The 24,160-nt window shown below is 71.4% G+C and carries 25 protein-coding genes and 1 pseudogene; 19 read left to right on the forward strand and 7 right to left on the reverse strand.

The annotated features are described in order from the left end of the window. Both BUB75_RS44300 and BUB75_RS18910 read left to right on the forward strand, forming a co-directional pair. A pseudogene (locus BUB75_RS44300) lies at positions 1 to 270 on the forward strand (GH36 C-terminal domain-containing protein); the annotation flags it as partial. Then, positions 267 to 1,205, forward strand: coding sequence for a lactonase family protein (locus tag BUB75_RS18910; RefSeq protein WP_073258867.1), 939 nt, complete (start codon positions 267 to 269; stop codon positions 1,203 to 1,205). The pseudogene BUB75_RS44300 and the gene BUB75_RS18910, both read left to right, overlap by 4 nt. On the opposite strand, the gene BUB75_RS18915 is transcribed toward BUB75_RS18910, so the two are convergent. From BUB75_RS18915 to BUB75_RS18925, 3 genes are all read right to left on the reverse strand, one after another. After that, positions 1,194 to 2,534: a nickel/cobalt transporter gene (locus tag BUB75_RS18915; RefSeq protein ID WP_073258868.1), complete on the reverse strand. Its 1,341-nt coding sequence runs from the start codon at positions 2,532 to 2,534 to the stop codon at positions 1,194 to 1,196. The genes BUB75_RS18910 and BUB75_RS18915 overlap by 12 nt on opposite strands. Then, positions 2,531 to 3,571, reverse strand: coding sequence for a DUF3500 domain-containing protein (locus tag BUB75_RS18920; RefSeq protein ID WP_073258869.1), 1,041 nt, complete (start codon positions 3,569 to 3,571; stop codon positions 2,531 to 2,533). The genes BUB75_RS18915 and BUB75_RS18920 overlap by 4 nt, the downstream gene beginning before the upstream one ends. A gap of 75 nt (positions 3,572 to 3,646) precedes the next feature. Further along, positions 3,647 to 4,279: a TetR/AcrR family transcriptional regulator gene (locus tag BUB75_RS18925; RefSeq protein WP_218617621.1), complete on the reverse strand. Its 633-nt coding sequence runs from the start codon at positions 4,277 to 4,279 to the stop codon at positions 3,647 to 3,649. A gap of 66 nt (positions 4,280 to 4,345) precedes the next feature. On the opposite strand from BUB75_RS18925, the gene BUB75_RS44305 reads away from it, so the two are divergent. After that, on the forward strand, positions 4,346 to 4,744 hold the full coding sequence (locus BUB75_RS44305) for an ester cyclase (protein WP_073258870.1): 399 nt from the start codon (positions 4,346 to 4,348) through the stop codon (positions 4,742 to 4,744). Positions 4,745 to 4,748: 4 nt separating this feature from the next. Here the strand turns inward: BUB75_RS44305 and BUB75_RS18935 are convergent, their stop codons facing one another. Beyond that, the gene (locus BUB75_RS18935; RefSeq protein WP_073258871.1) at positions 4,749 to 5,183 is read right to left on the reverse strand and encodes a hypothetical protein; all 435 of its coding nucleotides are present in this window, start codon (positions 5,181 to 5,183) and stop codon (positions 4,749 to 4,751) included. A gap of 96 nt (positions 5,184 to 5,279) precedes the next feature. On the opposite strand from BUB75_RS18935, the gene BUB75_RS18940 reads away from it, so the two are divergent. The 3 genes from BUB75_RS18940 to BUB75_RS18950 all read left to right on the forward strand — a co-directional run bounded on the left by BUB75_RS18940 (position 5,280) and on the right by BUB75_RS18950 (position 7,888). Next, positions 5,280 to 5,945: a phosphatase PAP2 family protein gene (locus BUB75_RS18940; RefSeq protein WP_073258872.1), complete on the forward strand. Its 666-nt coding sequence runs from the start codon at positions 5,280 to 5,282 to the stop codon at positions 5,943 to 5,945. Between the two features lie 64 nt (positions 5,946 to 6,009). Next, positions 6,010 to 6,267, forward strand: coding sequence for a hypothetical protein (locus BUB75_RS18945; protein WP_073258873.1), 258 nt, complete (start codon positions 6,010 to 6,012; stop codon positions 6,265 to 6,267). Positions 6,268 to 6,490: 223 nt separating this feature from the next. Further along, entirely contained in the window at positions 6,491 to 7,888 is a 1,398-nt protein-coding gene (locus tag BUB75_RS18950) for an MFS transporter (RefSeq protein ID WP_084741477.1), read from the forward strand. On the opposite strand, the gene BUB75_RS18955 is transcribed toward BUB75_RS18950, so the two are convergent. After that, positions 7,880 to 9,076: a 4-hydroxybenzoate 3-monooxygenase gene (locus tag BUB75_RS18955; RefSeq protein WP_073258874.1), complete on the reverse strand. Its 1,197-nt coding sequence runs from the start codon at positions 9,074 to 9,076 to the stop codon at positions 7,880 to 7,882. The genes BUB75_RS18950 and BUB75_RS18955 overlap by 9 nt on opposite strands. Positions 9,077 to 9,358: 282 nt before the next feature. Here BUB75_RS18955 and BUB75_RS18960 point away from each other — a divergent pair, with 282 nt between their 5' ends. Genes BUB75_RS18960 through pcaC form a run of 8 tightly spaced genes read left to right on the forward strand, consistent with a single transcriptional unit; the run spans position 9,359 to position 15,843 of the window. Continuing rightward, on the forward strand, positions 9,359 to 10,159 hold the full coding sequence (locus BUB75_RS18960) for a CoA transferase subunit A (RefSeq protein WP_073258875.1): 801 nt from the start codon (positions 9,359 to 9,361) through the stop codon (positions 10,157 to 10,159). A 17-nt stretch (positions 10,160 to 10,176) separates the two neighbouring features. Further along, positions 10,177 to 10,902, forward strand: coding sequence for a CoA-transferase (locus tag BUB75_RS18965; RefSeq protein ID WP_073259179.1), 726 nt, complete (start codon positions 10,177 to 10,179; stop codon positions 10,900 to 10,902). Beyond that, a complete protein-coding gene (locus BUB75_RS18970) occupies positions 10,899 to 12,077 on the forward strand; it encodes a thiolase family protein (protein WP_073258876.1) in 1,179 nt (392 codons plus the stop codon). Before BUB75_RS18965 ends, BUB75_RS18970 begins: the two co-directional genes overlap by 4 nt. Positions 12,078 to 12,086: 9 nt before the next feature. Beyond that, positions 12,087 to 12,812, forward strand: a complete 726-nt coding sequence (gene pcaH, locus BUB75_RS18975) for a protocatechuate 3,4-dioxygenase subunit beta (RefSeq protein WP_073258877.1) — start codon at positions 12,087 to 12,089, stop codon at positions 12,810 to 12,812. Further along, complete coding sequence (gene pcaG, locus BUB75_RS18980; RefSeq protein ID WP_073258878.1) at positions 12,809 to 13,378, forward strand: protocatechuate 3,4-dioxygenase subunit alpha; 570 nt, start codon at positions 12,809 to 12,811, stop codon at positions 13,376 to 13,378. The genes pcaH and pcaG overlap by 4 nt, the downstream gene beginning before the upstream one ends. Next, on the forward strand, positions 13,368 to 14,690 hold the full coding sequence (gene pcaB / locus BUB75_RS18985) for a 3-carboxy-cis,cis-muconate cycloisomerase (RefSeq protein ID WP_218617623.1): 1,323 nt from the start codon (positions 13,368 to 13,370) through the stop codon (positions 14,688 to 14,690). The genes pcaG and pcaB overlap by 11 nt, the downstream gene beginning before the upstream one ends. After that, positions 14,687 to 15,469 (forward strand): 3-oxoadipate enol-lactonase, encoded by a 783-nt coding sequence (pcaD, locus tag BUB75_RS18990; protein WP_218617624.1) that lies wholly within the window; start codon positions 14,687 to 14,689, stop codon positions 15,467 to 15,469. Before pcaB ends, pcaD begins: the two co-directional genes overlap by 4 nt. A gap of 26 nt (positions 15,470 to 15,495) precedes the next feature. Further along, complete coding sequence (gene pcaC / locus BUB75_RS18995; protein ID WP_178379933.1) at positions 15,496 to 15,843, forward strand: 4-carboxymuconolactone decarboxylase; 348 nt, start codon at positions 15,496 to 15,498, stop codon at positions 15,841 to 15,843. A gap of 13 nt (positions 15,844 to 15,856) precedes the next feature. On the opposite strand, the gene BUB75_RS19000 is transcribed toward pcaC, so the two are convergent. Then, complete coding sequence (locus BUB75_RS19000; protein ID WP_073259182.1) at positions 15,857 to 16,642, reverse strand: IclR family transcriptional regulator domain-containing protein; 786 nt, start codon at positions 16,640 to 16,642, stop codon at positions 15,857 to 15,859. A gap of 131 nt (positions 16,643 to 16,773) precedes the next feature. On the opposite strand from BUB75_RS19000, the gene BUB75_RS19005 reads away from it, so the two are divergent. The 5 genes from BUB75_RS19005 (at position 16,774) to BUB75_RS19025 (ending at position 22,869) form a co-directional block, all read left to right on the forward strand. Continuing rightward, positions 16,774 to 18,318 carry an AMP-binding protein gene (locus tag BUB75_RS19005; protein ID WP_218617626.1) on the forward strand — a complete coding sequence of 515 codons (1,545 nt, stop codon included), beginning with the start codon at positions 16,774 to 16,776 and terminating at the stop codon, positions 18,316 to 18,318. A 12-nt stretch (positions 18,319 to 18,330) separates the two neighbouring features. After that, entirely contained in the window at positions 18,331 to 20,010 is a 1,680-nt protein-coding gene (locus tag BUB75_RS19010; protein WP_084741478.1) for a CocE/NonD family hydrolase, read from the forward strand. Next, positions 20,003 to 20,470 carry a DUF3237 domain-containing protein gene (locus tag BUB75_RS19015; protein ID WP_084741479.1) on the forward strand — a complete coding sequence of 156 codons (468 nt, stop codon included), beginning with the start codon at positions 20,003 to 20,005 and terminating at the stop codon, positions 20,468 to 20,470. The genes BUB75_RS19010 and BUB75_RS19015 overlap by 8 nt, the downstream gene beginning before the upstream one ends. Before the next feature lie 96 nt (positions 20,471 to 20,566). Then, positions 20,567 to 21,133 (forward strand): NADPH-dependent FMN reductase, encoded by a 567-nt coding sequence (locus BUB75_RS19020; protein ID WP_073258880.1) that lies wholly within the window; start codon positions 20,567 to 20,569, stop codon positions 21,131 to 21,133. 86 nt (positions 21,134 to 21,219) lie between these two features. Further along, the gene (locus BUB75_RS19025; protein ID WP_073258881.1) at positions 21,220 to 22,869 is read left to right on the forward strand and encodes an MDR family MFS transporter; all 1,650 of its coding nucleotides are present in this window, start codon (positions 21,220 to 21,222) and stop codon (positions 22,867 to 22,869) included. Here BUB75_RS19025 and BUB75_RS19030 read toward each other — a convergent pair. Further along, positions 22,856 to 24,076, reverse strand: coding sequence for a L,D-transpeptidase (locus tag BUB75_RS19030; RefSeq protein ID WP_178379913.1), 1,221 nt, complete (start codon positions 24,074 to 24,076; stop codon positions 22,856 to 22,858). The two genes, BUB75_RS19025 and BUB75_RS19030, sit on opposite strands and share 14 nt — an antisense overlap. Positions 24,077 to 24,160 lie beyond the last annotated feature (84 nt).

The following is a 24,160-nucleotide window of genomic DNA, read 5'->3' on the forward strand; positions in this document are numbered from 1 at the left end:
ATCGAGAGCTGCGCCGCCGGCGGAACCAGGGTCGACCTGGCCACCGCGGCTCGCACCGACGTGCTGTGGCCGTCGGACAACACCGCGCCGATGGACCGGCTGCGGATCCGGCACGGCGACGTCCGGCTACCGCTGCGCGGGCTGGAACCCGGCGCCCGCTACCGTTCCGCCGACGGCGTCTATTCCGGCGCGCACCTGACCGCCGTCGGGTTGCCGGTCCGGTGGACTCAGGCGCGTGACGCAGAAATGACCGTGTTGGAGGCGGAGTGACCCGGCTCGTCATCGGCTCGTACACCTCGGACATGGGCGGCCAGGGTGCGGGGTTGACCGCCCTTCCCGGCGGGCCCTCCGTGGCGACCGCCTCGCCGTCATTCGTGATCACGGACGGGTCCGTGCTCTACGCGGTCAACGAGGGCGACGGCACGGTCAGCTCGTACGCGGCCGACACGCTGGCGCTGCTCTCGACCCAGTCGACCGGCGGGCAGTGGCCGTGTCACCTGACGCTGACCGACGGCCATCTGCTCGCCGCGAACTACGGCTCCGGGAGCGTGTCCGTGCACCCGGTCGACGGCGGGGTGATCGGAGCGCGGACCGACCTGGTCCAGCATTCCGGCTCGGGCCCGCGGACCGACCGCCAGGAGGGTCCGCACGCCCACCAGGTCGTGGTGAGCGACGACGGGACGGTGACCGTGGTCGACCTCGGGATCGACCGTCTCGTCCACTACTGGCTCACCGACGGCACGCTGGATCAGACCGGCGAGACCGTGCTGCCCGCCGGAACCGGTCCCCGGCACGTGGCGATCCATCCGTCCGGCGACTGGTACCTCGCGGGCGAGCTCAGCTCTACGGTGTTGACGCTGGTGGACGGCGTCGTCATCGCCGAGACGCCGGCCACAGCGGTTGAGGGGGCGAACCAGCCGAGCGCGATCGCGCTGTCCCCGGACGGCCAGTACCTCTACCTGGCCAACCGCGGCCCGGACACGATCACGACGTTCCGGCTCGACGCGGTCGGGGTGCCGGAGCCCATTGCGGAGGTGCCGACCGGAGGGCACTGGCCGCGGGACTTCGCGCTCGTGGACGGTGGGTTGGTGGTGACGAACGAGCGGTCGCACACGCTCGTCCGCTTCCGCCTCGAGGACGGCATCCCGGTGCCGACCGGCGAGGTCATCGAGATCGGATCGCCGACCTGCGTGCTACCCGGCTAGTGCCGCCACGCCCCGGATCACCATCGCCGCGCCGAGGGCCGTCACGACGACCGCGCTGACCACGGGGAGCCAGGACAGGCCGCGCGGGCGGAACCGGGTGACCGCGGAGCGTGCCGTCACCAGCGCGAGCCCGAGCCCCACCAGGACCGCGGCGAGCCCGACGCTGAACGCGACGATCATCGTCAACCCGAGCGCGGTGCGGTTCAGGCCGATCGCCAGCAGCAGGACGCTCAACGCCTCCGGGCACGGGACGACGCCGCCCGCGACACCCATCGTGGCCAGGCCCCGGAACGTCGTCGGCAGCGTGCGGACTTCCGGAGCCACCAGCGTGCCGACGCCGCCTCCGTGGGAGTGCGCATGGTGATGATGGTGAGGGTGCGCGGGCTCAGGCCCGGTTCGTCGGCGCCGGGCCAGCAGCCGCACGCCGAGTACGACGACCACGACGCCGACCACGGCTTCCAGGACGGGGACGACCAGCCCCGGGACGACGTACCGGCCCGCGGCCAGGACGGCCGCGCCGAGCAGGATCACCGCCGCCGTGTGCGTGACGGTGATGACCGCTCCGAGCTGGATCGCCTGCTTCGGTGTGCTCTCGGAACCGACGAGGTACGACGCGAGCAGTGCCTTGCCGTGCCCCGGCGTCAGCGCATGGAAGGCGCCGAGCAGCGCGCAGACGCCGACCAGCGCCACCATCGCCCACGGTGACGTGAGCGGTTTCCGCAGCGCGTCGAGCATCGATCCGTCCGTCGCAACCGGCTCGGCCGGAACTACAGGCGCGGCGGCCTTGTCGACCAGCGTCAGCGCGAGTGTCCGGCCGCCGTCCGCGTGGATGATCGCTTCCGCACCGACCGGATCGTCCTTCGCTACCAGCACGTCCATCTGCACAGCGGTGCGACCAGGGCGGTATCCGTCGGTCAGGACGACGTTCCGGGCGCCGGCCGGCAGCGGCGCGGTCGCCTCCAGCGTCACCGTTCCACCGCCCGCGGCGAGCAGCGCGTACTCCGAGTGTGCGTGCCCGGTGACCGTGAGCGGAACGACCGCGCCGTCGACCCGTAGGCGCAGGGTCGAGGCCGCGGTCCGCACGTGCGCCGACGTTTCCGCGACGCTGAGCGCCCGGTCGCCGTCGGTGTCGAGCGAGCGCACGAACGCCGGTGCGACGAGGACGCCCGGCGTGACGACGAGCTCCACGTCCAGGCCGGTACGGCTCGGCGTGACGTAGACCTGCTGCAGCGTCTCGTCCAGCGGGTGCGCGACCGCGGAGGCCCCGGCGAGCCCCGACGCCAGCGCGCCGAGCACCACTGCGGCCGCCCAGCGGGCCGCCGCCGTCACGACAGCTCGGCGCCGTAGTCGTTGTCCGGCTCGCGGTAGATCGAGTGGATGTGGGTGACCCCGCCCGCGTTGGCTCCCTGACCCTGCTGGTGGGCGAACTCGATCGTGAACGTCGGCCCCTGGACCCGGTAGTAGATCGGGTTGCCGATCGTCGTCTTGCCGTACCAGGAGAACGTCGTCTGGTCGATGTTCGCCTTCGCCTCGGCCACCTTGGCTGCGGCCTGTTCGTCGTTGAGCGGCGTGAGCCACTCGTCGATCAGCGCCAGCAGCAGTGTCTTCTGGGCGTCGGTGAACGTGGACGCCTTGACGCCGGTGGTGGCGAGCGTCTTCCCGTCCTGCCCGGCGCCCAGCACGATCTCGGTGATCGACGTGGTCAGCACCGCGGACTTCAGCTGGGTCGCGTCCAACGCGCCGACGACCGCGAACGCCTTCGTCGTCTCCCCGCTCAGCGGCTCGGTGGTGGCGCCGGACTTGGTGTACGACGCGGGCTGGGCGCCCCAGAGCGTCGGCGCCAGCGTCATCTCCGAGCCGGCCATCGTCACGTTCACGGCCAGGTGGTGGCCGCCGTACTGCACGGTCCACTTACCGCTCGCGCTCGGCGTCCCCAGGATTCGGATCCAGTAGTGGTCCGCTCCGAAGTCGAGGTCCATCCCGCCGCTGTCCTTGAGGACGCCGTCCGCGGTCGTGATGCCGGTGACCTGGGTGTACCCCTCGTCGCTGAGGGCCGCCCGCAGAACCTTCAGCGCCGCGGCCTGCTGCGCGGCGCTGAGCGCGTCCATCCGCAACCCGGCCCGCTTGAACAGCTGGTCGGGCAGGTTCGACCACTGCGCGAGGTTCGCCGCGGTCCGTTCGCCCTGGACCGACGTCTTCTGGGCCGTGCTCAGCGTGGCCAGGAACGCGTTGGTCGCGGTCAGCACCGCGGCGGCCGCAGCGGCGGACGCCGTGGCCGACGCGGACGTGGCGGCGGCGCTCGTCGCCGACGAGGTGTCGGCGCTGTCGTCGTCGGATCCGCAGGCGGCGCAGGTCGTCGCGAGCATGAGCGCGGTAACGACGCTCGCAGAAAGCTGACGTATTGGCACAAGTTTCTACGACATACTGCGCGAAAGCACCGGTCAAGCGGGCGCGCCGACGAGCCGGGCGCGGATCGCGCGCCGGGCCCGCTCGTAGGCCTGCGGGTCGTCGAGCAGCAGCGCGGCGGAGTTGGCGGCCGCCGCCACCGCGTCCACCTCGAACGCGAGTTGGGCCGCATCGGTGTCCGCCGCGAACTCACCGAGCCGGACGGCGTCGCGAATCGTCCCGGTCAGCAGCCGTAGCCAGTCGCGCCGGGCCCCGGAGAGCGCGTCGCGCACCGGGCCGGGCCGGGCGTCGAACTCCGCACCGACGTGCAGGAAGAAGCAGCCGCCGGGAAACGCGCGCTGCTCGGAGTAGGTGAGCCAGCCGCCGGTCAGCGCCTCCACCCGGGCGCGCCCCGGCTCGACCGCGAGGGCCGGTTCCACGACCCGCGCGCGGAACACGTCGACCGCGGCCGCTACGACGGCCAGGTGCAGGCGCTCGGTCGACGAGAAGTGCGCGAACACAGCGCTCTTGCTCAGCCCGAGGTCGGTGGCCAGCCGTCCGAGCGACAGCCCGGTGAGCCCGTCGACCGACGCGACCCGGGCCGCGTGGTCGAGGATCTCGCGCCGGGTGGCGGCGCCACGGGCGATCCGGCCGTCGTCGGCCTTCGGCCGCCTCCGTTCTGCGATCACGGTGCCAGGGTAAGCGTCCGTGCGGCAAACTATACGCACGACCGTGCAAATACTTTGGAGGACGCCGTGGACCTCGCTTCTCGCTTCGCCACCGTCAACGCGGCCTGGACCGGCCAGGACTGGGACGCGTGGCGCGCCACCTGCGCGCCCGGCTACACGTTCCGCCCGCTACCCGGCTGGGAACTCGACGTGCCGCAGACGCTGGCCTGGAGCCGGGCGGTGTTCGCCGCCTACCCGGACTACCGCGAGACCGTGCACCACCTGCACGTCACCGACGACACGGTGGTGGCCGAGGTGGCCGGCACCGCGACGCACACCGGCCCGTTCGAGCTGCCCGGTCAGCCGGCGCTCCCGCCGACCGGCCGGACGCTGCGGCACGAGTACGCGAAGGTGCTGGTCTTCGACGACGCCGGGCTGGTCACCCACGACCGGCAGTACCTCGACCTCTCGGCGTTCCTGGGGTGACGGGTCAGTAGTCGGGGGTCAAGAGCCCCTGGAAACCAACGATGACCGCGATGATCCCGAAGACCGCGAGCAGCAGCGCGGCGCCGGTGGGCGCCCTGACGGCCGGTTCGGTGCGTGTCGCTCCGGGCGGGCCGTTCGTCCGCGCCGGGCTCCGGCCTGGACCGGACCGCCCGCGCAGCCGGTCCCACAGCAGCGCGACGCCGACCCCGAGACCGACGATCTCGAAGTGGAACACCCGCGGTCCGTCGGTCAGGTGGACGAGCAGGTAGTACCCCGCGGTGACCAGCGCGACGAGACCGACGAGCCAGCCGTACGGCGCGGCCGCCCGCGCGGCGAGCCCGAGGTCGGATCCGACCTTCGGCAGCCGCTGCAGCAGGACGGCGGCCAGCAGCAGGCCGCCCGCGATATTGGCGAAGTCGAGCAGGAGCGCCAGCACCATCCTCGGAGTCCTTTCGTGTGCCCCCAGAAGGAAGACGAGCACCGTCCGGCTGTCGCCCAATCTCGGCAAGAATTCCGCTGAACGTAGCCTTTTGGCATGTCTCCGACCTGGGCCGCAGCGAAACAGCGGACCGCGCGGCCGTGGTGGACGGCGGCGCTGGCCGCGACCGTGTTCGCGGCGATCACGGTCGGTGTGGCCACCGGATTCCTGCTGGGGATCGACCGGTCGATGGCCGAGGGCAGCGCCGAGCACCGCGCTTCGGCGCTGTACTGGCCGGCCCGCGCCGGGTTCTCGCTGGGCCAGAACTGGGTGTTCCCGGCCGCGTCCGCGGTGGCCGCGGTGGCGCTCGCGATCCGACGGCGATCGGCGCGCCCGGTGGTGGGCCTGGTCGGCGTCTGGCTCGTCCACACGCTGGTCGTCGGCTCCGCGAAGCTCTGGGCCGGGCGTCCGCCGCCGGGGACCGGCGATCCGCACCTGCACGCGGTCGCGGCCGATCTGCACCTGCGGATGAGCTATCCGTCCGGGCACGCGGCGAACGTCGTCGTGTTCAGCGCGACGCTGGCCGTCCTCGTGGTCGCGCTGACCGGCGACCGCCGCTGGATGAACCGCCTGCTGATCGTCGGCGCGGTGAGCCTGACCATCTGTGGGGTCTGCATGATCTACCTGGGTTACCACTGGGCCACCGACGCGTTCGCCGGTGCGGCGCTGGGCGTGGCGCTGGGTGCGCTCGCGGTAACTGCGTTCGCGCGATGGCTCCGCTAGGCCCCTCCACGTGCGACAATGGGTAGTACACCAGTTCGGACGCGCAGCCGCTGCGAGGTGTCCCATGAAGGGCGACCGAGTCGAGATAGTCATCGATGCCGGCGATTCCACCCGCACCTACGAGGTCGTCGCGACCAGAGCCGGCCGTCGGGTCGACGTCACTCACCGTCGCGGAGTCGTCGAGGTGACCGAAGTGACGCGGGGCGGAACCACCGTCCGAACCGCCCGCTTCATGGCCGCTCGCGTATTAGCTCTCGTTGAGCACCCGGCGCCACGCGGTGCCCGTTCCGGCGACGAGAAGCCCCGGGTGTCCGCGGCCTGACCCGAGCGTTTTTGTCACCCCGAGGCGATTCGGGCACCACGGTACGTAGTACCTCGTCACGAGTTTGTCTAATGCCGTCTCATCGGCGAGGCAAGGGAGCAAGCTCGACTCACTGCACAGTGTTGTGCCGGGCGCGCTTTGCTTCCGACGGCACGGGGGGCAGAGCGATCCTCGTTCCTCGCCGTCGTGCGGGCTTTCGTGCCCGGGCGGCGGGAGGAGACACGTGTATCCATCCGATGCGCTCGGAGTACCCCTCGGCTACAGACCGGCGCGGGCGAACGCCCGCCCGACGGCCGGACCGCGAGCCGAACAGCAGGTCGGCGCGGCAGTCCGGCGCCCGACCGGTCGGGGTCTTCCCGCCGCCGGGCTGATGTTGAGTACCGCGACCTGGTACACGATGTTCCTGTTCGCGGCCGGGGCGCCCGCGATCCTCGGCCCGCTGTTCTTCACCCGCTTCGGTGGTGCGACCGGCAACGTATTCGCGCTGGCCACTGCCGGGGTCGCGTTCCTCGCCCGCCCGATCGGCGCGCTGGTGTTCGGCCGCCTCGGCGACACGGTCGGACGCCGGGCGGCGCTGCTCTCGTCGCTCGCGCTGGCCGGAACGAGCATCGTCCTGATCGGCGCGCTGCCGACCGAGGAGAACATCGGCACGCTGGCGCCCGCACTGCTGGTGTCGCTGCAGCTCCTGCACGGGTTCGCGATCGGCGGGATCTGGAGCGGGATGGCGCTGAGCCTCACCGAGGCCGCTCCCCCACGGCGGCGCGGCCTGATCGGTGGCTTCGTCCAGGGCGGCGTGTCCTGCGGCGCGATCCTCGCGAACATCGCGATCTACGCGGCGAACTCGGCGTTCGACGACGAGATGTTCGCGAGTTTCGGCTGGCGGATCCCCTTCCTCGCCGGCGGTGTGCTGCTGGTCGCCGTCGTCGCGATCGCGGTGCGTCCTCGCGACCCCGATCAGCAGGTGGAGCAGATCGGGCGGCCACACCCGATCCGGTCCACGCTGCGCCGACCCGGTCGTCTGCTGATGGCGGCCGGGCTGCTGTTCTCCGCCAACGCCGCGTTCTACGTGACGATCACCGGGACCGTGGAGTACGGCGTCACCGAACTCAAGCTGGCCCGCGCGGACCTGGTCGGCGGTGCGTTCATCGCCGCGGTCGTCGGCGTGCTGGGCGCGCTCGGCGGCGGAGCGCTCGCCGACCGGATGGGCCGCCGCCCGGTCGTGATGCTCGGGGCGGTGGCCAGCGGCCTCTGGGCGTTCCCGTTCTTCTGGCTGGTGAACACCGCCGCCGTCGAGCTGATCACGTTCTCGATGGCAGTCAGCGGCCTCGCGTCCGCATTGGGGTACGGCGCAGTGGCCGCGTACCTGACCGAGCTGTTCGACCGCCGGTCGCGGTACACGGGCACTGCGCTCGCCTACCACCTGGGCGCGGCGGTCGCCGGAGGCGCCGCCCAGGTCGCGGTGCTCAAGCTGCCAACCTATGTGGAGAGCGGCGTTCCGTGGTTCCTGATCGGAGCGTCGGTACTGACCGTGCTCTGCGCGCTCGCGCTGCCGGAGACCAAGCCGCGGTCAGCCGAGCAACTGCGCTACGCGCGGCTGAAACAAGGATCGGGCCTAGGGTAGCGGCCACCCGGCGTAGTTCTCGGCGAGGTTGGTCGCCGCGGCGGTCGAGCTGACGACCTGGCGGAGCTGCGCGATCTGGAGCCGCTCCTGGAACTCGGCCTCGGCGGGCGAGGCGAACGACTCGACCGGGAACCTGTGCAGCATCGACGTCATGAACCAGGAGAACCAGGTGCTGCGCCAGACCCGGGTGAGGCAGGTTTCGGAGTAGGCGTCTGCCAGGTCGGCCTTGCCCTCGACCAGCAGCCGCACCAGCGCGTTCGCCAGCACCTTGACGTCGGCGACCGCGAGGTTGAGGCCCTTGGCCCCGGTCGGCGGCACGATGTGCGCGGCGTCGCCGGCCAGGAACAGGCGCCCGTGCCGCATCGGCTCGGCGACGAAGCTGCGCATCGGCGTGATGCTCTTCTCGGTGATCGGCCCCTCGGACAGCGTCCAGCCGGGGTGACCGAGCCGGAGCTGCAGCTGCTCCCAGATCCGCTCGTCGGACCAGTCCTCGATCTTCTCGTCCGGGTCGACCTGGATGTAGAGGCGGCTCACCTCGGTGGAGCGCATGCTGTGCATCGCGAAACCGTGCGGGGAGTGCGCGTAGATCAGCTCGTCGGTCGAGGGCGGGACGGTGGCCAGGATGCCCAGCCAGGCGAACGGGTAGGTGCGCTCGGAGACCCGCAGCGAGGGGATCGCGGGCCGGGAGACGCCGTGGAAGCCGTCGCATCCGGCGATCGCGTCGCACTCGACCTCGTGGGCGACGCCGTCCGCGTCGACGAACGAGAGCACCGGACGCTCGGTGTCGATGTCGCGGACCGCGGTCTCCGACACCTCGAAGTGCAGCTGGTGCCCGGCCGCGAGCCCGGCGGCGATCAGGTCCTTGACCACCTCGGTCTGCGCGTAGACGGTCAGCGTCCGGCCACCGGTCAGCGACGGGAAGTCGATGTGGTGCCGCTCGCCGTCGAACTGCAGGTAGATGCCGCTGTGGGTGAGCCCCTCGCGCACCATCCGGTCGCCGAGGCCGATCTCCTTCAGCAGCTCGACGCTGCCGTGCTCCAGGACGCCTGCCCGCTGGCGCTTCTCGCAGTACTCCCGGCTGCGGTTCTCCACCAGCACGGAATCGACGCCCTGCTGGGCGAGCAGGTGCTGCAGCAGCAGACCGGCCGGTCCGGCGCCGATGATGCCAACTTGAGTGCGGGTCCGCATCGCACGCTCCACTGAATTCGTCGCTGGGGTGGGAGACACAGGATTACGGAGACATTGCGGGTCGATGACCTGGCTCTTCCGTTGGCCGGAAGCTCAATCCCGCGGCCCCGTGTGCGGTCACTAGCGTGAGGTAACCCCGTACTGAACCCGACCGCAAGGGGACGTGCACGTGGCTCAACTGCTCACCCTCTCCGAGGCGGTGCGGACGCTCGTCCGGGACGGCGACACCGTCGCGCTGCAATGCACTCAGTACGCACCTCATACCGAAAGGACGCCCGCCGCATGGCTCAGCTCCTGACTCTCGCGGACGCGGTGCGGACGCTCGTCCGGGACGGCGACACCGTTGCTCTGGAGGGCTTCACGCACCTCATTCCGGTCGCCGCCGGGCAGGAGATCATCCGGCAGGGTCGGCGCGACCTGACGCTCGTCCGCATGACCCCGGACATCGTCTACGACCAGCTGATCGGCGCCGGGTGCGCCCGCAAGCTGATCTTCTCCTGGGGCGGCAACCCGGGCGTCGGCTCGCTGCACCGGTTCCGGGACGCCGTCGAGCACGCCTGGCCCGCGCCGCTGGAGATCGAAGAGCACAGCCACGCGGGCATGGCCAACCGGTACGTCGCCGGCGCGTCCGGGCTGCCGTTCGCGGTGCTCCGCGGCTACGTCGGCACCGACCTGGTGAACCAGACCGACACCATCAAGCCGATCACGTGCCCGTTCACCGGAGAGACGCTGACCGCGGTGCCCGCGATCAACCCGGACGTCACGGTGATCCACGCCCAGCGCGCCGACCGCAAGGGCAACGTCCAGATCTGGGGCCTGCTCGGCGTCCAGAAGGAGGCCGTGCTGGCCGCGAAGCGGTCGCTGGTCACGGTCGAGGAGATCGTCGACGAGCTCGAGCCGCGGCCGGGCGCGATCACGCTGCCGAGCTGGGCGGTGACCGCGGTCGCCGAGGTACCCGGCGGCGCACATCCGAGCTACGCGCAGGACTACTCCGAGCGCGACAACGAGTACTACCAGGCCTGGGACGCAATCAGCCGCGACCGGGAGACGTTCACGAACTGGCTGAAGGAGAACGTCCTGTGAGCTACACGTCCGACGAGATGATGACGGTCGCTGCGGCGGGGACGTTGGGCGACGGCGCGGTGTGCTTCGTCGGCATCGGGCTGCCGAGCACCGCCGCGAACCTGGCCCGGCGGCTGCACGCGCCTTCGCTGGTGCTCATCTACGAGGCCGGAGCGGTCGGTGCCAAGCCCGACCGCCTGCCGCTCTCGATCGGCGACGGGATCCTCGGGGAGACCGCCGACGCGGTGGTCAGCGTGCCCGAGATCTTCAACTACTGGCTGCAGCCGGGCCGAATCGACGTCGGGTTCCTCGGCGCCGCCCAGATCGACAAGTTCGGCAACATCAACACGACCGTCGTCGGCGAATACGGCGACCCGAAGGTCCGGCTGCCCGGCGCCGGTGGTGCGCCGGAGATCGCGGCTTCGGCGCGCGAGGTTCTCGTCATCGTCCGGCAGAACAAGCGGGCGTTCGTGGAGAAGGTCGACTTCATCACGTCGGTCGGGTACGGGGACGGCGCGGGATTCCGGGAGCGGCTCGGCCTGCCGGGCAAGGGCCCGGTGAAGGTGATCACCGATCTGGGCATCCTGGAACCGGACCCGTCCACCCGTGAACTGACCCTCACCGCGATCCACCCGGGGGTGACGCTGGACCAGGTCCGCGAGGCGACGGGGTGGGATCTCCGCGTTGCCGAGGACCTCCAGACGACCGCCGAGCCCACCGACGAGCAGCTCAGTGCCCTGCGTGCTTTGAAGGAGGCGAAGTGACCGACGCATTCATCCTCGACGCCGTCCGGACGCCGTTCGGAAAGTACGGTGGTGCGCTGGCGGGCGTGCGGCCCGACGACCTCGCGGCGCACGTCGTCCGGAGCCTGGTCGACCGCACGCCGGACCTCGACCCCGCCACGATCGACGACGTGCTGTTCGGCGACGCGAACGGCGCGGGCGAGGACAACCGGGACGTCGCGCGGATGGCGGTCCTGCTGGCCGGGCTACCCACCTCGGTGCCCGGCGCGACCGTCAACCGGCTCTGCGGTTCCGGGATGGAGGCCGCGATCGAGGCCAGCCGCGCGGTCGAGACCGGCGACGCGGACCTGCTGATCGCCGGCGGCGTCGAATCGATGAGCCGGGCGCCCTGGGTGCTGCTCAAGCCTTCCCGGCCCTACCCCACCTCGCACGAGACGCTGCACTCGACCACGCTCGGCTGGCGGATGGTCAACCCGCGGATGAACGACGAGTGGACCGTGTCGCTGGGCGAGGCCACCGAGCAGCTCGCCGCCAAGTACGGCATCACGCGCGAGGCGCAGGACGCGTTCGCGGTCCGCAGCCACCAGCGGGCGGCCGCGGCCTGGGACGCCGGGGCCTTCGCCGATGAGGTCGTCGCGGTTCCGGACACCGACCTCGACCGCGACGAGGGCATCCGCCCCGACTCGGCGATCGAGAAGCTGGCGCGGCTGAAGCCCGCGTTCCGGCCGGACGGCACGATCACCGCGGGCAACGCGTCGCCGCTCAACGACGGTGCGGCCGCGACGCTGATCGGGTCCGAGGCCACCGCGGCCCGGCTGGGGCGCCAGCCGCTCGCCCGGATCGCCGGACGCGGGGTCGCGGCCGTCGAGCCGCAGTACTTCGGGATCGGCCCGGTCCAGGCCGCGGAGCGCGCGCTGCGCCGGGCGGGCATCGGCTGGGGCGACCTGAGCGTGGTCGAGCTGAACGAGGCGTTCGCGGCCCAGTCGCTGGCCTGCCTCGCCGACTGGCCGGAACTCGACCCGGAGATCGTCAACGTGAACGGTGGCGCGATCGCGATCGGCCACCCGCTCGGCGCCTCCGGCGTCCGCGTGCTGGGCAGCCTCGCCCACGAATTGCGCCGCCGCGGCGGCGGCTGGGGACTCGCCGCGATCTGTATCGGCGTGGGCCAGGGCCTCGCCGTGGTGCTGGAAGCCTGAGGAGGCTCCATGACTTCGAATCTCGTCCTGCCCCGGTACTTGCAGGACGCCGACGTGCACCCGCACCTCGACTACGAGGGGTACAAGTCGACGGCGCTGCGCCACCCGAAGCAGCCGCTGATCGCGCTGCCGCACGCGTTCACCGAGATCACCGGGCCGCTGCTCGGCGAGGGGCGCCTCGGCGACCTGGACAACGACCTCACCAGGCAGCACGCCGAGGAGCCGCAGGGACAGCGGATCATCGTCCACGGCCGGGTGCTCGACAGCGACGGCCGGCCGGTGCCGCAGACGCTGCTGGAGATCTGGCAGGCGAATGCCGGCGGTCGCTACCGGCACGTGGTCGACAACTGGCCGGCGCCGCTCGACCCGAACTTCACCGGGCTCGGCCGGACGCTGAGCGACGACCAGGGTCGGTACCGGTTCACGACGATCAAGCCCGGCGCGTACCCGTGGAAGAACCACCACAACGCCTGGCGGCCGGCGCACATCCACTTCTCGCTGTTCGGGCGGGCGTTCACCCAGCGCCTGGTCACCCAGATGTACTTCCCGGACGACCCGCTGTTCCCGTACGACCCGATCTACAACTCGGTGCCGGACGAGAAGGCCCGCCAGCGGATGGTTTCCCGCTTCGACCTGGACTCCACCCAGCCCGACTGGGCGCTGGCGTTCGAGTTCGACATCGTTCTGCGCGGGTCGGAGCAGACCCCGTTCGAATCCGAGGTGGACGACGAATGACGCAGCTCGGAACTACGCCGTCGCAGACCGTCGGCCCGTACCTGTCGATCGGGCTGACCTGGGACGACGGCGTGTACGTCGCTCCCGAGGGCACGCCGGGCGGCTTCTGGATCAGGGGCAGGCTGACCGACGGCAACGGGGACGTGATCCCGGACGGCCTGATCGAGACCTGGCAGGCCGACCCGGAGGGCCGCTTCGACCACCCGGACGACCCCCGGGGCGCGGCCGCGCCGAGCGTCGAGGGCTTCCGCGGCTTCGGACGCTCGGCGACCGACGCGAACGGCGAGTGGGGCGTCTACACGTTCAAGCCTGGCCGGGTGCCCGGCGTCGACGGTGCCCTCCAGGCGCCGCACATCGACGTCTCGGTGTTCGCCCGCGGCATGCTCCAGCGCGTCGTCACCCGCATCTACTTCGCGGACGAGGAAGCCGCGAACGCGTCGGATGCGGTGCTGGCGTCCGTGCCCGCGGAGTCGCGCGGCACGCTGCTCGCGACGCCCACCGACGACGGGTACCGGTTCGACATCCGGCTCCAGGGTGATGGGGAGACGGTTTTCTTTGCCCTCTGACCTGTTCGGTCCACTCTTCGCAGACGACGCCGTCGCGGCACAGACCGACGACGGCGCCGTGCTGCGCGCGCTGCTCGACGTCGAGGCGGCGCTCGCCCGCGCGGAAGCGTCCGTCGGGGTGATCCCGGCGGACGCGGCGGACGCGATCGTCGCCGCGACCTCCGGGTCCTTCGACGTGGCCGCGCTGGGCCGGGCCGCCCAGTCGTCGGGCAACCCGGTCGTCCCGCTGGTCCGGGCACTGGAGAAGGAACTGCCGGAGTCCGCGCGGCCGTGGGTGCACCACGGCGCCACCAGCCAAGACGTCCTGGACACCGCGCTGATGCTGGTCGCGTACCGGGCCACCGGGCCGATCCTCGACGCGCTCCGCGCTGCCACCGACACGCTGGCTGCGTTGGCGCAGCGCCACCGCGGGACGTTGATGGTCGGGCGGACGCTCGGGCAGCAGGCGCTGCCGACGACGTTCGGGCTGAAGGCGGCCGGCTGGCTGGTCGCGCTCGACACGGCAGCCGCCCGGCTCCGCACGGTGCGGGAATCCACGCTGGCCGTGCAGTTCGGCGGCGCGGCCGGGACGCTGGCGGCACTGCGGGATCGCGGGCTGCCGGTCGCGGCAGCGCTGGCCGCCGAACTGGGGCTGGCGGAGCCGACCGTGCCGTGGCACACCGACCGGCAGCGCATCCTCGATCTCGGTGCTGGGCTGGCCGGGATCGCGGCCGCCCTGGGCAAGGTCTCGCTCGACCTGACGCTGCTGGCCCAGTCCGAGGTGGCCGAGGTCGCCGAGGGCGGCGGCGGAGGTGGCTCGTCGGCGATGCCGCACAAGCGCAACCCGGCCGGATCGATCCTGGTCCGTTCCGCGGGCCTGCGGACGCCCGGCTTGCTGGCGACGCTGCACACCGCGGCCGCCCAGCAGGAGCACGAGCGGGCGACCGGCGGCTGGCACGCCGAGTGGGAGCCGCTGCGCGAACTGCTCGACGTCGTGGGCGGAGCCAGCGCGCGCGCCGCCCGGATCCTGGCCGACCTCCGGGTGGACGCCGATCGGATGCGCGCCACGCTGGACGCCACCGGCGGAGTCCTGCTCAGCGAGAACGTCAGCGGCGCGCTGGCCGGCGAACTCGGGCGCAGCGCAGCGCATGATCTGGTGAAGAATGCGGTAGCCAGTGGCCGGCCGCTGCGCGAGGTACTGCTCGATGCCGGGGTCGCCTCCGATCGCGTCGATGCCGCGCTCGACCCGGCCAACTACCTCGGGAGCGCGGACGCGCTGGTCGACCGGGCTCTGGCGGCACATGCCGAGACGTGGAGAGGATCTGCGGGGTGACTGCTCGACTGTCCTGTACCTGGTACGGCATCGACGATGTGCCGGTGGACGCCCCGGTCCTCGTGCTGGGCAACTCGATCGGCACGAACCAGGGGATGTGGGCACCGCTGATCCCGGAGTTCGTCCGCCGATTCCGGGTGCTGGCCGTGGAGACCCGCGGTCACGCCGGATCGGAGGTGCTGCCCGGCCCGTACACGCTGAACGAGCTCGGCGGTGACTTCCTGGCCGTGCTCGACGAGATCGGCATCAGCACGTTCCGTTACGCCGGGCTCTCGCTCGGCGGGATGATCGGCATGTGGCTGGCCGCACACGCCCCGCAGCGGGTCGAGCGGATGGCGCTGGTCTGCACGTCCGCGTACCTGCCCCCGGCGACCGCGTGGATCGAGCGGGCCGAGACCGTGCGTTCCAAGGGCACCGGGGCGATCGCCGGTACGGTGGCCGGCCGCTGGTTCACCGAGGGCTTCCGGGAGCGTGAGCCCGAGCGGGTCGCGGCCGCGGTCGCCATGCTCGAGGCCACCCCGGACGAGGGGTACGCCGCGTGCTGCGAGGCGATCGCCGGCATGGACCTGCGCCCGGATCTGTCCCGGATCACCGCCGACACCCTGGTGATCGCCGGTGCGGACGACCCGGCCACGCCGCCGTCGCACGCCGAGGCGATCGTGGAGTCGGTGCCCCGGGCGCGGCTGCAGATCGTCCCGGACGCCGCGCACCTGGCGACGCTGGAGCAGCCCGACACCGTGGCCACACTGATCACCGCACACCTCGGGGGAGCCCAGTGACCGACGAACAGCGTCACGCGGAAGGGATGAAGGTGCGGCGCGAGGTGCTCGGCGACGCCCACGTCGACCGCGCCACCGCGAACACCACCGAGTTCACCGCCGACTTCCAGGACTTCATCACCCGGTACGCGTGGGGCGAGATCTGGACGCGCGAGGGGCTCGACCGCAAGACCCGCAGCTGCCTGACGCTGGCCCTGCTCACCGCGCTGCGCGCCGAGGGTGAGCTGCCGATGCACGTCCGGGCGGCTCGGCGCAACGGCCTCACGCCGGACGAGATCAAGGAAGTGTTCCTGCACACCGCGGTCTACGCCGGAGTACCGGCCGCCAACGCCGCGTTCGCGATCGCCCAGAAGGTGCTCGCCGAAGAAACGTGACGACATTCCGTGGTCACGGCGCTGCGCCGAGGGCCCGGGAGATGCCGCGGGCAGCAGCCCGCACGGCCGGCGCCAGGCCGACACGGTCGGCGTCCTCGCTCGGGACGACGACCGACAGCGCGGCGACGACCGCCGCGCCGGTCGACACCCTGGCCGCGACGGCGTCCTCACCCTCGGCCGGACCGAAGACCGGCGCGGCCACCGACAGCGTGCCCGGGTCGACCATCCGGTCGCAGACCGCGATCCCGGTGCGCCGCACCTCGGCGAGGACCTGCCGCAACCGCTTCGGGTCGACGATCGTGAACTTCGTGAACGCCTTGAGCGTCGTGGCCAGCACCTGGTCCTGGAACTCCGCCGGTGCGTAGGCGAGGAGCACCTGACCGACGCCGGTGGCGTGCAGCGGCAGCCGCCCGCCCACCCGGGACACGACGCTGACCGCGTGCCGACCGGAGATCCGCTCGACGTACACCGCCTCGAACCCGTCCCGCACCGCGAGCTGGACGTTCTCGTGCGTGACCTCGTAGAGGTCCTCGAGGAACGGCATCGCCCGCTCCCGCAGGCCGAGGCTGCGCGGTGCCAACGAGGCGACCTCCCACAGCCGCAGCCCGATCCGGTACCGCCCGGCGTCGTCGCGTTCCAGCGCGCCCCAGTCGGTCAGCTCTCCGACCAGCCGGTGCGCGGTCGTCAGCGGCAGGCCGGCTCGGCGACCGATCTCGGACAGCGTCAGGCTGGGCTGCTGGGCGGTGAACGCCGCGAGGATGGCCAGCGCCTTGCTGGTGACCGAGGGCGCCGATTCCATGCCCCACAGGATCGCAGCCACCGGGACGTTCCGCGCTGCCACCTCGGACAAGCGACAACTGATTGACGGTCGACACCGGCGAATATACGGTTTCCGCATCACACGGCCCGGCACCTGACGAGGAGGTCAGAGTGGCCCGGATCCACCGCAGCCCGTATCCCCCGGTCGACGTCCCGGACGTGTCGCTCGGCGAGTACGTCCTGGCCGGCGCCGACGCCCGCGGCAGGCACCCGGCGCTGATCGACGGCGCCACCGGTGAGGAGATCAGCTTCGGCGACCTCGTCGACCAGGTGCGGTCGCTCGCCGCCGGGCTGCTCGCGTCCGGCATCGGGCGCGGTGATGTCGTCGCGTTGGTGAGCCACAACCAACCGCGGTACGCGGTCGCGTTCCACGCGGTGCTGGCGGCGGGCGCCACCGTGACGCCGATGAGCCCGCTGGCCACCGAGGAGGAGATGGCGAGGCAGCTGCGGGCCTCCGGAGCGGTGCTGGCGTTCGCGTCCGCTGCGGCGGCACCCACGCTCCACGGTGCCGCGCGGTCGAGCGTCCCCCTGGATGTTGTTGTTCTGGAGGAGGCGGCGTTCGACGAGTCGGTCGCCGACGGCGAACGAGCCCTCGCGACGGGGGCGCGCCTACCCCGGGTCGGCAACGACGGCGTCGCGCTGCTCCCGTACTCCAGCGGCACCGGCGGAACCCCGAAGGGGGTGATGCTGACCCACCGCAACCTCGTCGCCGCCCTCGCTCAGCACGCGCCGCTGTACCGGCTGACCAACGACGACGTATGCGCGGCCGTGCTGCCGTACTACCACATCTACGGCACGACGATGATCCTCAACTACGCGCTGCGGGCGGGCGCGACCCAGGTGACGCTGCCGCGCTTCGACCTGTCGGGTTACCTCGGGCTGGTGGAGCGGCACCGGGTGAGCCGCGGTCACTTCGCGCCACCGCTGGTTCTCGCACTGGCCAACGCTCCCGAGGTGGACGCGCACGACCTGTCCTCGCTGCGGCTGGCGATGTGCGGCGCGGCGCCGCTGGACGTAGCGGTCGCCGCCAGGGCCACCGCACGCACCGGCGCGCCGATCGGGCAGGGCTACGGCATGACCGAGGCGTCCCCCGGCCTCACGTTCGTCGCGGACGAGGAGGTCGGGGTCCTCTCGTCCGGGTGCGTGGGCAGGCTAGTCCCGAACACCGAGGCCCGGCTGGTCGACCCGGCGACCGGCGAGGACAGCGAGTCCGAGGGTGAGATGTGGGCGCGCGGGCCGCAGGTGATGGCCGGCTACCTGGGAAACCCCACCGCGACCGCCGAGACGCTGGTCGAGGACGGCTGGCTGCGCACCGGCGACATCCTGCGGGTCGACGCGGACGGTGTCTGGTGGGTGGTCGACCGGCTCAAGGAGCTGATCAAGTACAAGGGCTACCAGGTCGCCCCGGCCGAGCTCGAAGCGCTGCTGCTCACCCACCCGGACGTCGAGGACGCGGCGGTGATCGGCGTGCCGCACGCCGAGGGCGGCGAAGCACCCAAAGCGTTCGTCGTCGGCACGCCGACCGAGGCCGAACTGCTGTCGTGGGTCGCTGAGCGCGTCGCGCCGTACAAGCGGATCCGGGCGGTGGAGTTCGTCGACACGATCCCCAAGTCTCCGGCGGGCAAAATCCTCCGCCGCGTTCTCCGAAACTCTTAGGAGCCCGAGTACATGCGCAAGCTCGACCGCGTCGCGTTGCCGGTGACCGCTGTCCACGACCAGCCGATCCCGATGCGCGACGGCACGATCCTCCGGGCGGACGTGCAGCGCCCGGCCGAGGGCGGGCCGGTGCCGACGCTGCTGATCCGCAACCCGTACGGGGAGGGCCTGGGCCGCGCGATGCCGGTGGTGCCCGCGCTGGAGGCCGGTTTCGCGGTCGTGGTCCAGCACTGCCGGGGACGCGGGACGAGCGACGGCATGTTCGAACCCTGGGCGGACGAGCCGGCCGACGGGGCCGACACCGTCCGGTGGATCACCGCCCAGCCGTGGTCGGACGGCAAGGTGGTCGGTTTCGGCATCTCCTACGTCGCCGGCACCGCGCTGCAGACCGCGATCGAGCGGCCGGAGGGTTACGTCGGGATCGTCGCCGCGCAGACCCCGGCCGACTTCTACGACGACCTCACCTACCTCGGCGGCGCGCTCGCGCTCGGTTCGGCCCAGGGCTGGGCGGCGATGCAGGGCCTGCTCGGCGGCCAGCACGCGATGCTGGCCGGAGAGGACGCCGGGCCGCTGCTCGGTGCCGCGCTGCCGACGATGTTCACTCCGGACGCCGCCCGGAACGCACTGCCGCTCCGGGACGCGCTCGGGCTGCCCGGCGCCGCGCCGTTCTGGGCCGACTGGCTGGACCACCCGAGCCGGGACGAGTACTGGACGAAGTTCGGCACCCCGCGGGACAACTACGACGCGATCGACGTGCCGGTGTACCACGTGGCGAGCTGGTTCGACCTGTTCCTGGCCGGGACGCTGGAGAACCACGCCGCGCTGGGCGGCCCGCTGGTGATCGGCCCCTGGACCCACGGCGGCATGCAGGCGAACGGGGCGGGCGACGTCAACTTCGGACCGGCCTCGCCCGCGCCGATCCTGCAGCTGGAGGCCGACCAGATCGCATTCCTCCGGGAAGCCGTGGACGGCCGATCGAACGAGGCCCGGCCGCCGGTGAAGATCTTCGTGATGGGCGACAACGTGTGGCGGGACGAGCAGGAGTGGCCGCTCGCCCGTACGGTGTTCACTCCCTGGTATTTGCAAGCCGGGGGTGGCCTCGGCACCGATCCGTCCACCGGCTCATCGAACTTCGCCGCCGACCCGCGCGACCCGGTCCCGACCGTCGGCGGCAGCCTCCTCTTCCCGGAGTTCAACACCGCGGGCCCGCACGACCAGCGAGTGCTCGACGGCCGCACGGACGTCCTGCGCTTCACCAGCCCGCCGCTGGAGGCCGACCTCGAGGTGACCGGGCCGCTGACCGTCGTGCTGCACGCGGCCACCGACGCCGCCGACACCGACTGGACCGCCAAGCTGATCGACGTCCACCCGGACGGCACCGCGCTGAACGTCGCCGACGGCATCGTGCGGGCCCGCTACCGCAACGGCGTCGAGGCACCCGACCCGATCACCCCGGGGACGCCGTACGAGTACCGGATCAACCTGGTCGCGACCAGCCAGGTGTTCAAGGCGGGCCACTCGATCCGGGTGGACGTCGCGAGCGCGAACTTCCCGCGCTTCGACCGCAACCCCGGTAACGGGGCGCTGTCCGCGGACGCGACCGAGGCCGACCTCACCGTGCAGAACCAGACCGTGTTCCACGACGCCGAGCGGGCCTCGCACGTTCTCCTCCCGGTCATTCCCCGTGTCTGAACCGCTGGCTCCGGGGCTCGAGCTGCTCGCCCGGTTCACGGTGACGCTCGCGGATCCACTGGAGATCGGCGATACGCCCTGGGGCAGGCGCCGGGTCATCGGCATCACCGGGGGCCGGTTCGCCGGCCCCCGGCTGTCCGGTGAGATCCTGCCCGGCGGCGCGGACTGGCAGGTCGTCCACGCCGACGGCAGCGCCTCGATCGACACTCGCTACACGCTGCGCACCGACGACGGCGTGCTGGTGTCGCTGGCCACCCGCGGCGTCCGACACGGACCACCGGAGGTGCTGGCCGCGCTCGCCGAACGCGACGACGTCGACCCGGCCTCGTACTACTTCAAGGTCGGGCTGACGTTCGAGGTCGCAGATCCGGCCTACGGCTGGCTCAACCGTGTGGTGGCGGTGGGGTCCGCGGTACGACATCCGGATGCCGTGATCTACGACGCTTATGCCGTGACCTGAGCAACTCCGTCTACCACTGTCCGGAATCCACCCCTGCGGCGCTCCGACGCGCGCGGTAGTCAAGTGTTCGAAACCTCTCGAACAAGGAGCCGCTGCATGTCCAGGCTGCAGATCATCGTCGCCAGCACCCGCCCGGGCCGGGTCGGGTTGCCGATCGGCCAGTGGGTCGAGGCGGTGGCCGAGAAGCACGGCGGCTTCGACGAGATCGACCTGTCCGACCTGGGCGCGATCGACCTGCCGCTGATGGACGAGCCGCACCACCCCCGGCTGCGGCAGTACACCCAGCAGCACACCAAGGACTGGGCTGCCCGGGTCGACGCGGCGGACGCGTTCGTTTTTGTCCTGGCCGAGTACAACCACAGCTACACCGCGGGCGTGAAGAACGCGATCGACTACCTCAACAGCGAGTGGGGGTACAAGCCCGCCGGGCTGGTCACCTACGGCGGTGTTTCGGGTGGCCTGCGAGCCGGTCAGGCACTCAAGCCGGTGCTGCAGCTGCTCAAGGTCGTGCCGCTCGCCGAGCAGGTCACGATCCCGTTCGTCCAGCAGTTCCTCACCGACGGCGCGTTCGTCCCGAACGAGCTGATCGAGACGTCCGCCACCACGATGCTGGACGAGTTGGGCCGCTGGGCCCAGGCGCTGCACACGCTGCGCGCCTCCTGAATCCGCGCCGGCACCCGGGTCAGAGACCCGGGCGCCGTGGCGTGGCGAGAGCGTTATGCCATCGAATGTGTCTTTTACACTGAATCGTGGCTAACACCGGAACACCTGAGGCGACGGGTGAGCTGACCCATCGGCAGATCGTCACGATCCTGGCCGGCCTGATGCTCGGGATGTTCTTGAGCGCGCTCGACCAGACCGTGGTGGCCACCGCGATCCGCACGATCGCCGACGACCTCGACGGTTTCAGCCTGCAGGCGTGGGCCACGACCGCGTTCCTGATCACGTCGACGATCGTCACGCCCCTCTACGGCAAACTGTCCGACATCTACGGCCGCAAGCCGCTCTTCCTCACCGCGATCGCGCTGTTCCTGGTCGGATCGCTGCTCTGCGGGCTCGCGTCCTCGATGTACGAACTCGCCGCCTACCGCGCCGTCCAGGGCCTCGGCGCGGGCGGCCTGATGTCGCTGGCGTTCGCGATCATCGGCGACATCGTCCCGCCCCGGGAACGGTCGAAGTACCAGGGCTACTTCATGGCGGTGTTCGGGACGTCCAGTGTCCTCGGACCGGTCGTCGGCGGGTTCTTCGCGGGCACCGACTCGTTCCTCGGCGCGGCCGGCTGGCGCTGGATCTTCTGGGTGAACCTGCCGGTCGGCGCGATCGCGCTGGTCGTCGTCTACCGCGTACTGCACATCCCGCACCACGCGCGGGACCACCGGATCGACTGGCCGGGAGCGCTGGCGCTGGTATTCGCGCTGGTGCCGCTGCTCACCGTCGCCGAGCAGGGCCGGGAGTGGGGCTGGGGGTCCGGCCGGTCGGTCGGCTGTTACGTCGTCGGCGTGATCGGGATCGTGCTGTTCCTGCTCGCCGAACGCACCTACGGCGACGAGGCACTGCTGCCGCTGCGGATGTTCCGCGAACGCACGTACGCGGTGGGATCGGCGGGCAGCCTGATCATCGGCATGGGGATGTTCGGGGCGATGGCACTGCTCCCGCAGTACCTGCAGATCGTCAAGGGCTCGTCGCCGACGATGGGCGGCCTGCAGATGCTGCCGCTGGTGATCGGGATCATGGCCGCCGCCGGGGTGTCCGGCACGGTCATCACGCGGACCGGGCGCTACCGGATCTTCCCGCTGACCGGCGGCGTCCTGATGGCGCTCGCGCTGCTGCTGTTCTCCCGGATCGGCGCGGACACGCCGCTCTGGGAGACGATGCTGATCATGGCCATGTTCGGCGCCGGGCTCGGCGTCAACATGCAGCCGGTAATCCTCGCGGTACAGAACGCGGTCGACCCGCGGGACATGGGCGTGGCGACCGCCGCGGTCACATTCTTCCGTCAGATGGGCGGAACGCTCGGCACCGCGGTGTTCCTCTCGGTGCTGTTCTCCAAGCTGACCGGGGACATCCGCGCGGCGCTGGCCGACGCCGAGAAGGATCCCGCCTTCCAGCGCGCCCTGGGCGACAACACGTCGCTGGAGATGACCGAGGGGTCGCTGTCGGACACCTCGTTCATCAGCTCGCTGCCCGCCGTTGTCGCGCACCCCTTCAAAGTCGGGTTCTCCGACGCGATGAGCACGGTGTTCCTGCTCGCCGCCGGAATCACGGTGATCGGCGTCGTGATCCTCTGGATGCTGCCGGAGCTGCCGCTGCGCAGCCAGAGCGGGATGCGGGCACGCGAGGAGGCCGCAGCGGCGGCGCCGGTCGCACCGGCGCCCGCCGCGGGTCCTACGCAGTCGTGACGACGCCGCCCTTGGAGTGCTTGAGCCAGTCCTGGAAGCTCAGCGTCCAGTCGCTGTAGCCGTTGCCGAGCTCCACGGTCGTCTCGGTGTTCTTGACGGTCACCGGGTCACCCACCTGCAGCCGGTTGTAGAGCCAGATCGCGTTGTCCGGGGCGACGTTGATGCAGCCGTGCGAGACGTTCCGCTTGCCCTGGTCGGCGACCGACCACGGCGCGCTGTGGATGAACTCCCCGCCCCAGGTCAGGCGCATCGGGTACTCGACCTTGGTGCGGTAGCCGTCCGGCGAGTCGACCGCCAGCCCGTACGTCGAAGAGTCGAACATCGCCTCGCGACGCTTGTCGATGACCACCATCGTGCCGCTGCTGGACGGGAACTTCGGCTTGCCGAGGCTGATCGGCATGCTCTTCACGACCGAACCGTTCTCCGACACCTTCATCGTGTGCGTCGCGGAGTCGGCGACCAGCCGGCGGTCGGTACCGATCTTGAAGTCGACGGTGAGGTCGGTCCGGCCCCAGACGCCGTCGACGATCTCCCGCCCGGCGCTGTCGACCGCGACGTGCACCGTGCTGCCCGAAGCCCAGTACTCGGCCGGACGGAAGTGCAGCTCGGTGGAGCTGATCCAGCCCCAGGCACCGGTGGTCGACGGGTTCGAGGTGACCTTCAGCATCTTCTCGTAGCTGGCCCTGGCGGCGTCGCTCTTCACCGAGCGGCTCAGCTTCAGGATGATCGGCATCCCGACGCCGTAGGTCTTGCCGTCGCCGAGGATGCTCGACGCCCGCACCGAGCTGTCGGCTCCGGGAGTCGGCACGGTCGTGAACTTCGACGTGAGCGGCGTCGCCGAGCCGGACGTCGTGACCGAGACCGTGTAGGTCGCGCCGAACGAGAGCTTGCCGGAGCTGGCCCAGCTGCGCTTGTCGGCGCCGACCGCGCCCTCCACCGCGTCGCCCTTGTCGGACTTCACCGTGACCGCGGTGATCGTGTCCTTGTCGATCGAGAGCTTAATCGGCGCGGACGGCGAGACCGCGGTGGCGTTCGCTGCCGGGTCGACGGTCAGCTTCGGGCCGGCGGGCGACGGGGACGAGGTCGGGTCATCGGACTTCCCCCCGTTGTCGCCGCCACCCCCGGAGGAGCAGCCGGCCGCGACGAGTGCGGTCGCGAGCAGTGCCACCAGAAACGTCAGATAGCGACGGAGGACGGGGGTGGTCACAAGCAACTCCGTGGGGAGACGGTGCGCCGCAGGACGGCGTGGGGGCGCGGTCGGCCGCTCCATCGTGCCTCAGCCGACCAAGTA

Origin of the sequence: Cryptosporangium aurantiacum (assembly GCF_900143005.1) — a bacterium.
In the GTDB taxonomy this organism is placed as follows: Bacteria; Actinomycetota; Actinomycetes; order Mycobacteriales; family Cryptosporangiaceae; genus Cryptosporangium; species Cryptosporangium aurantiacum.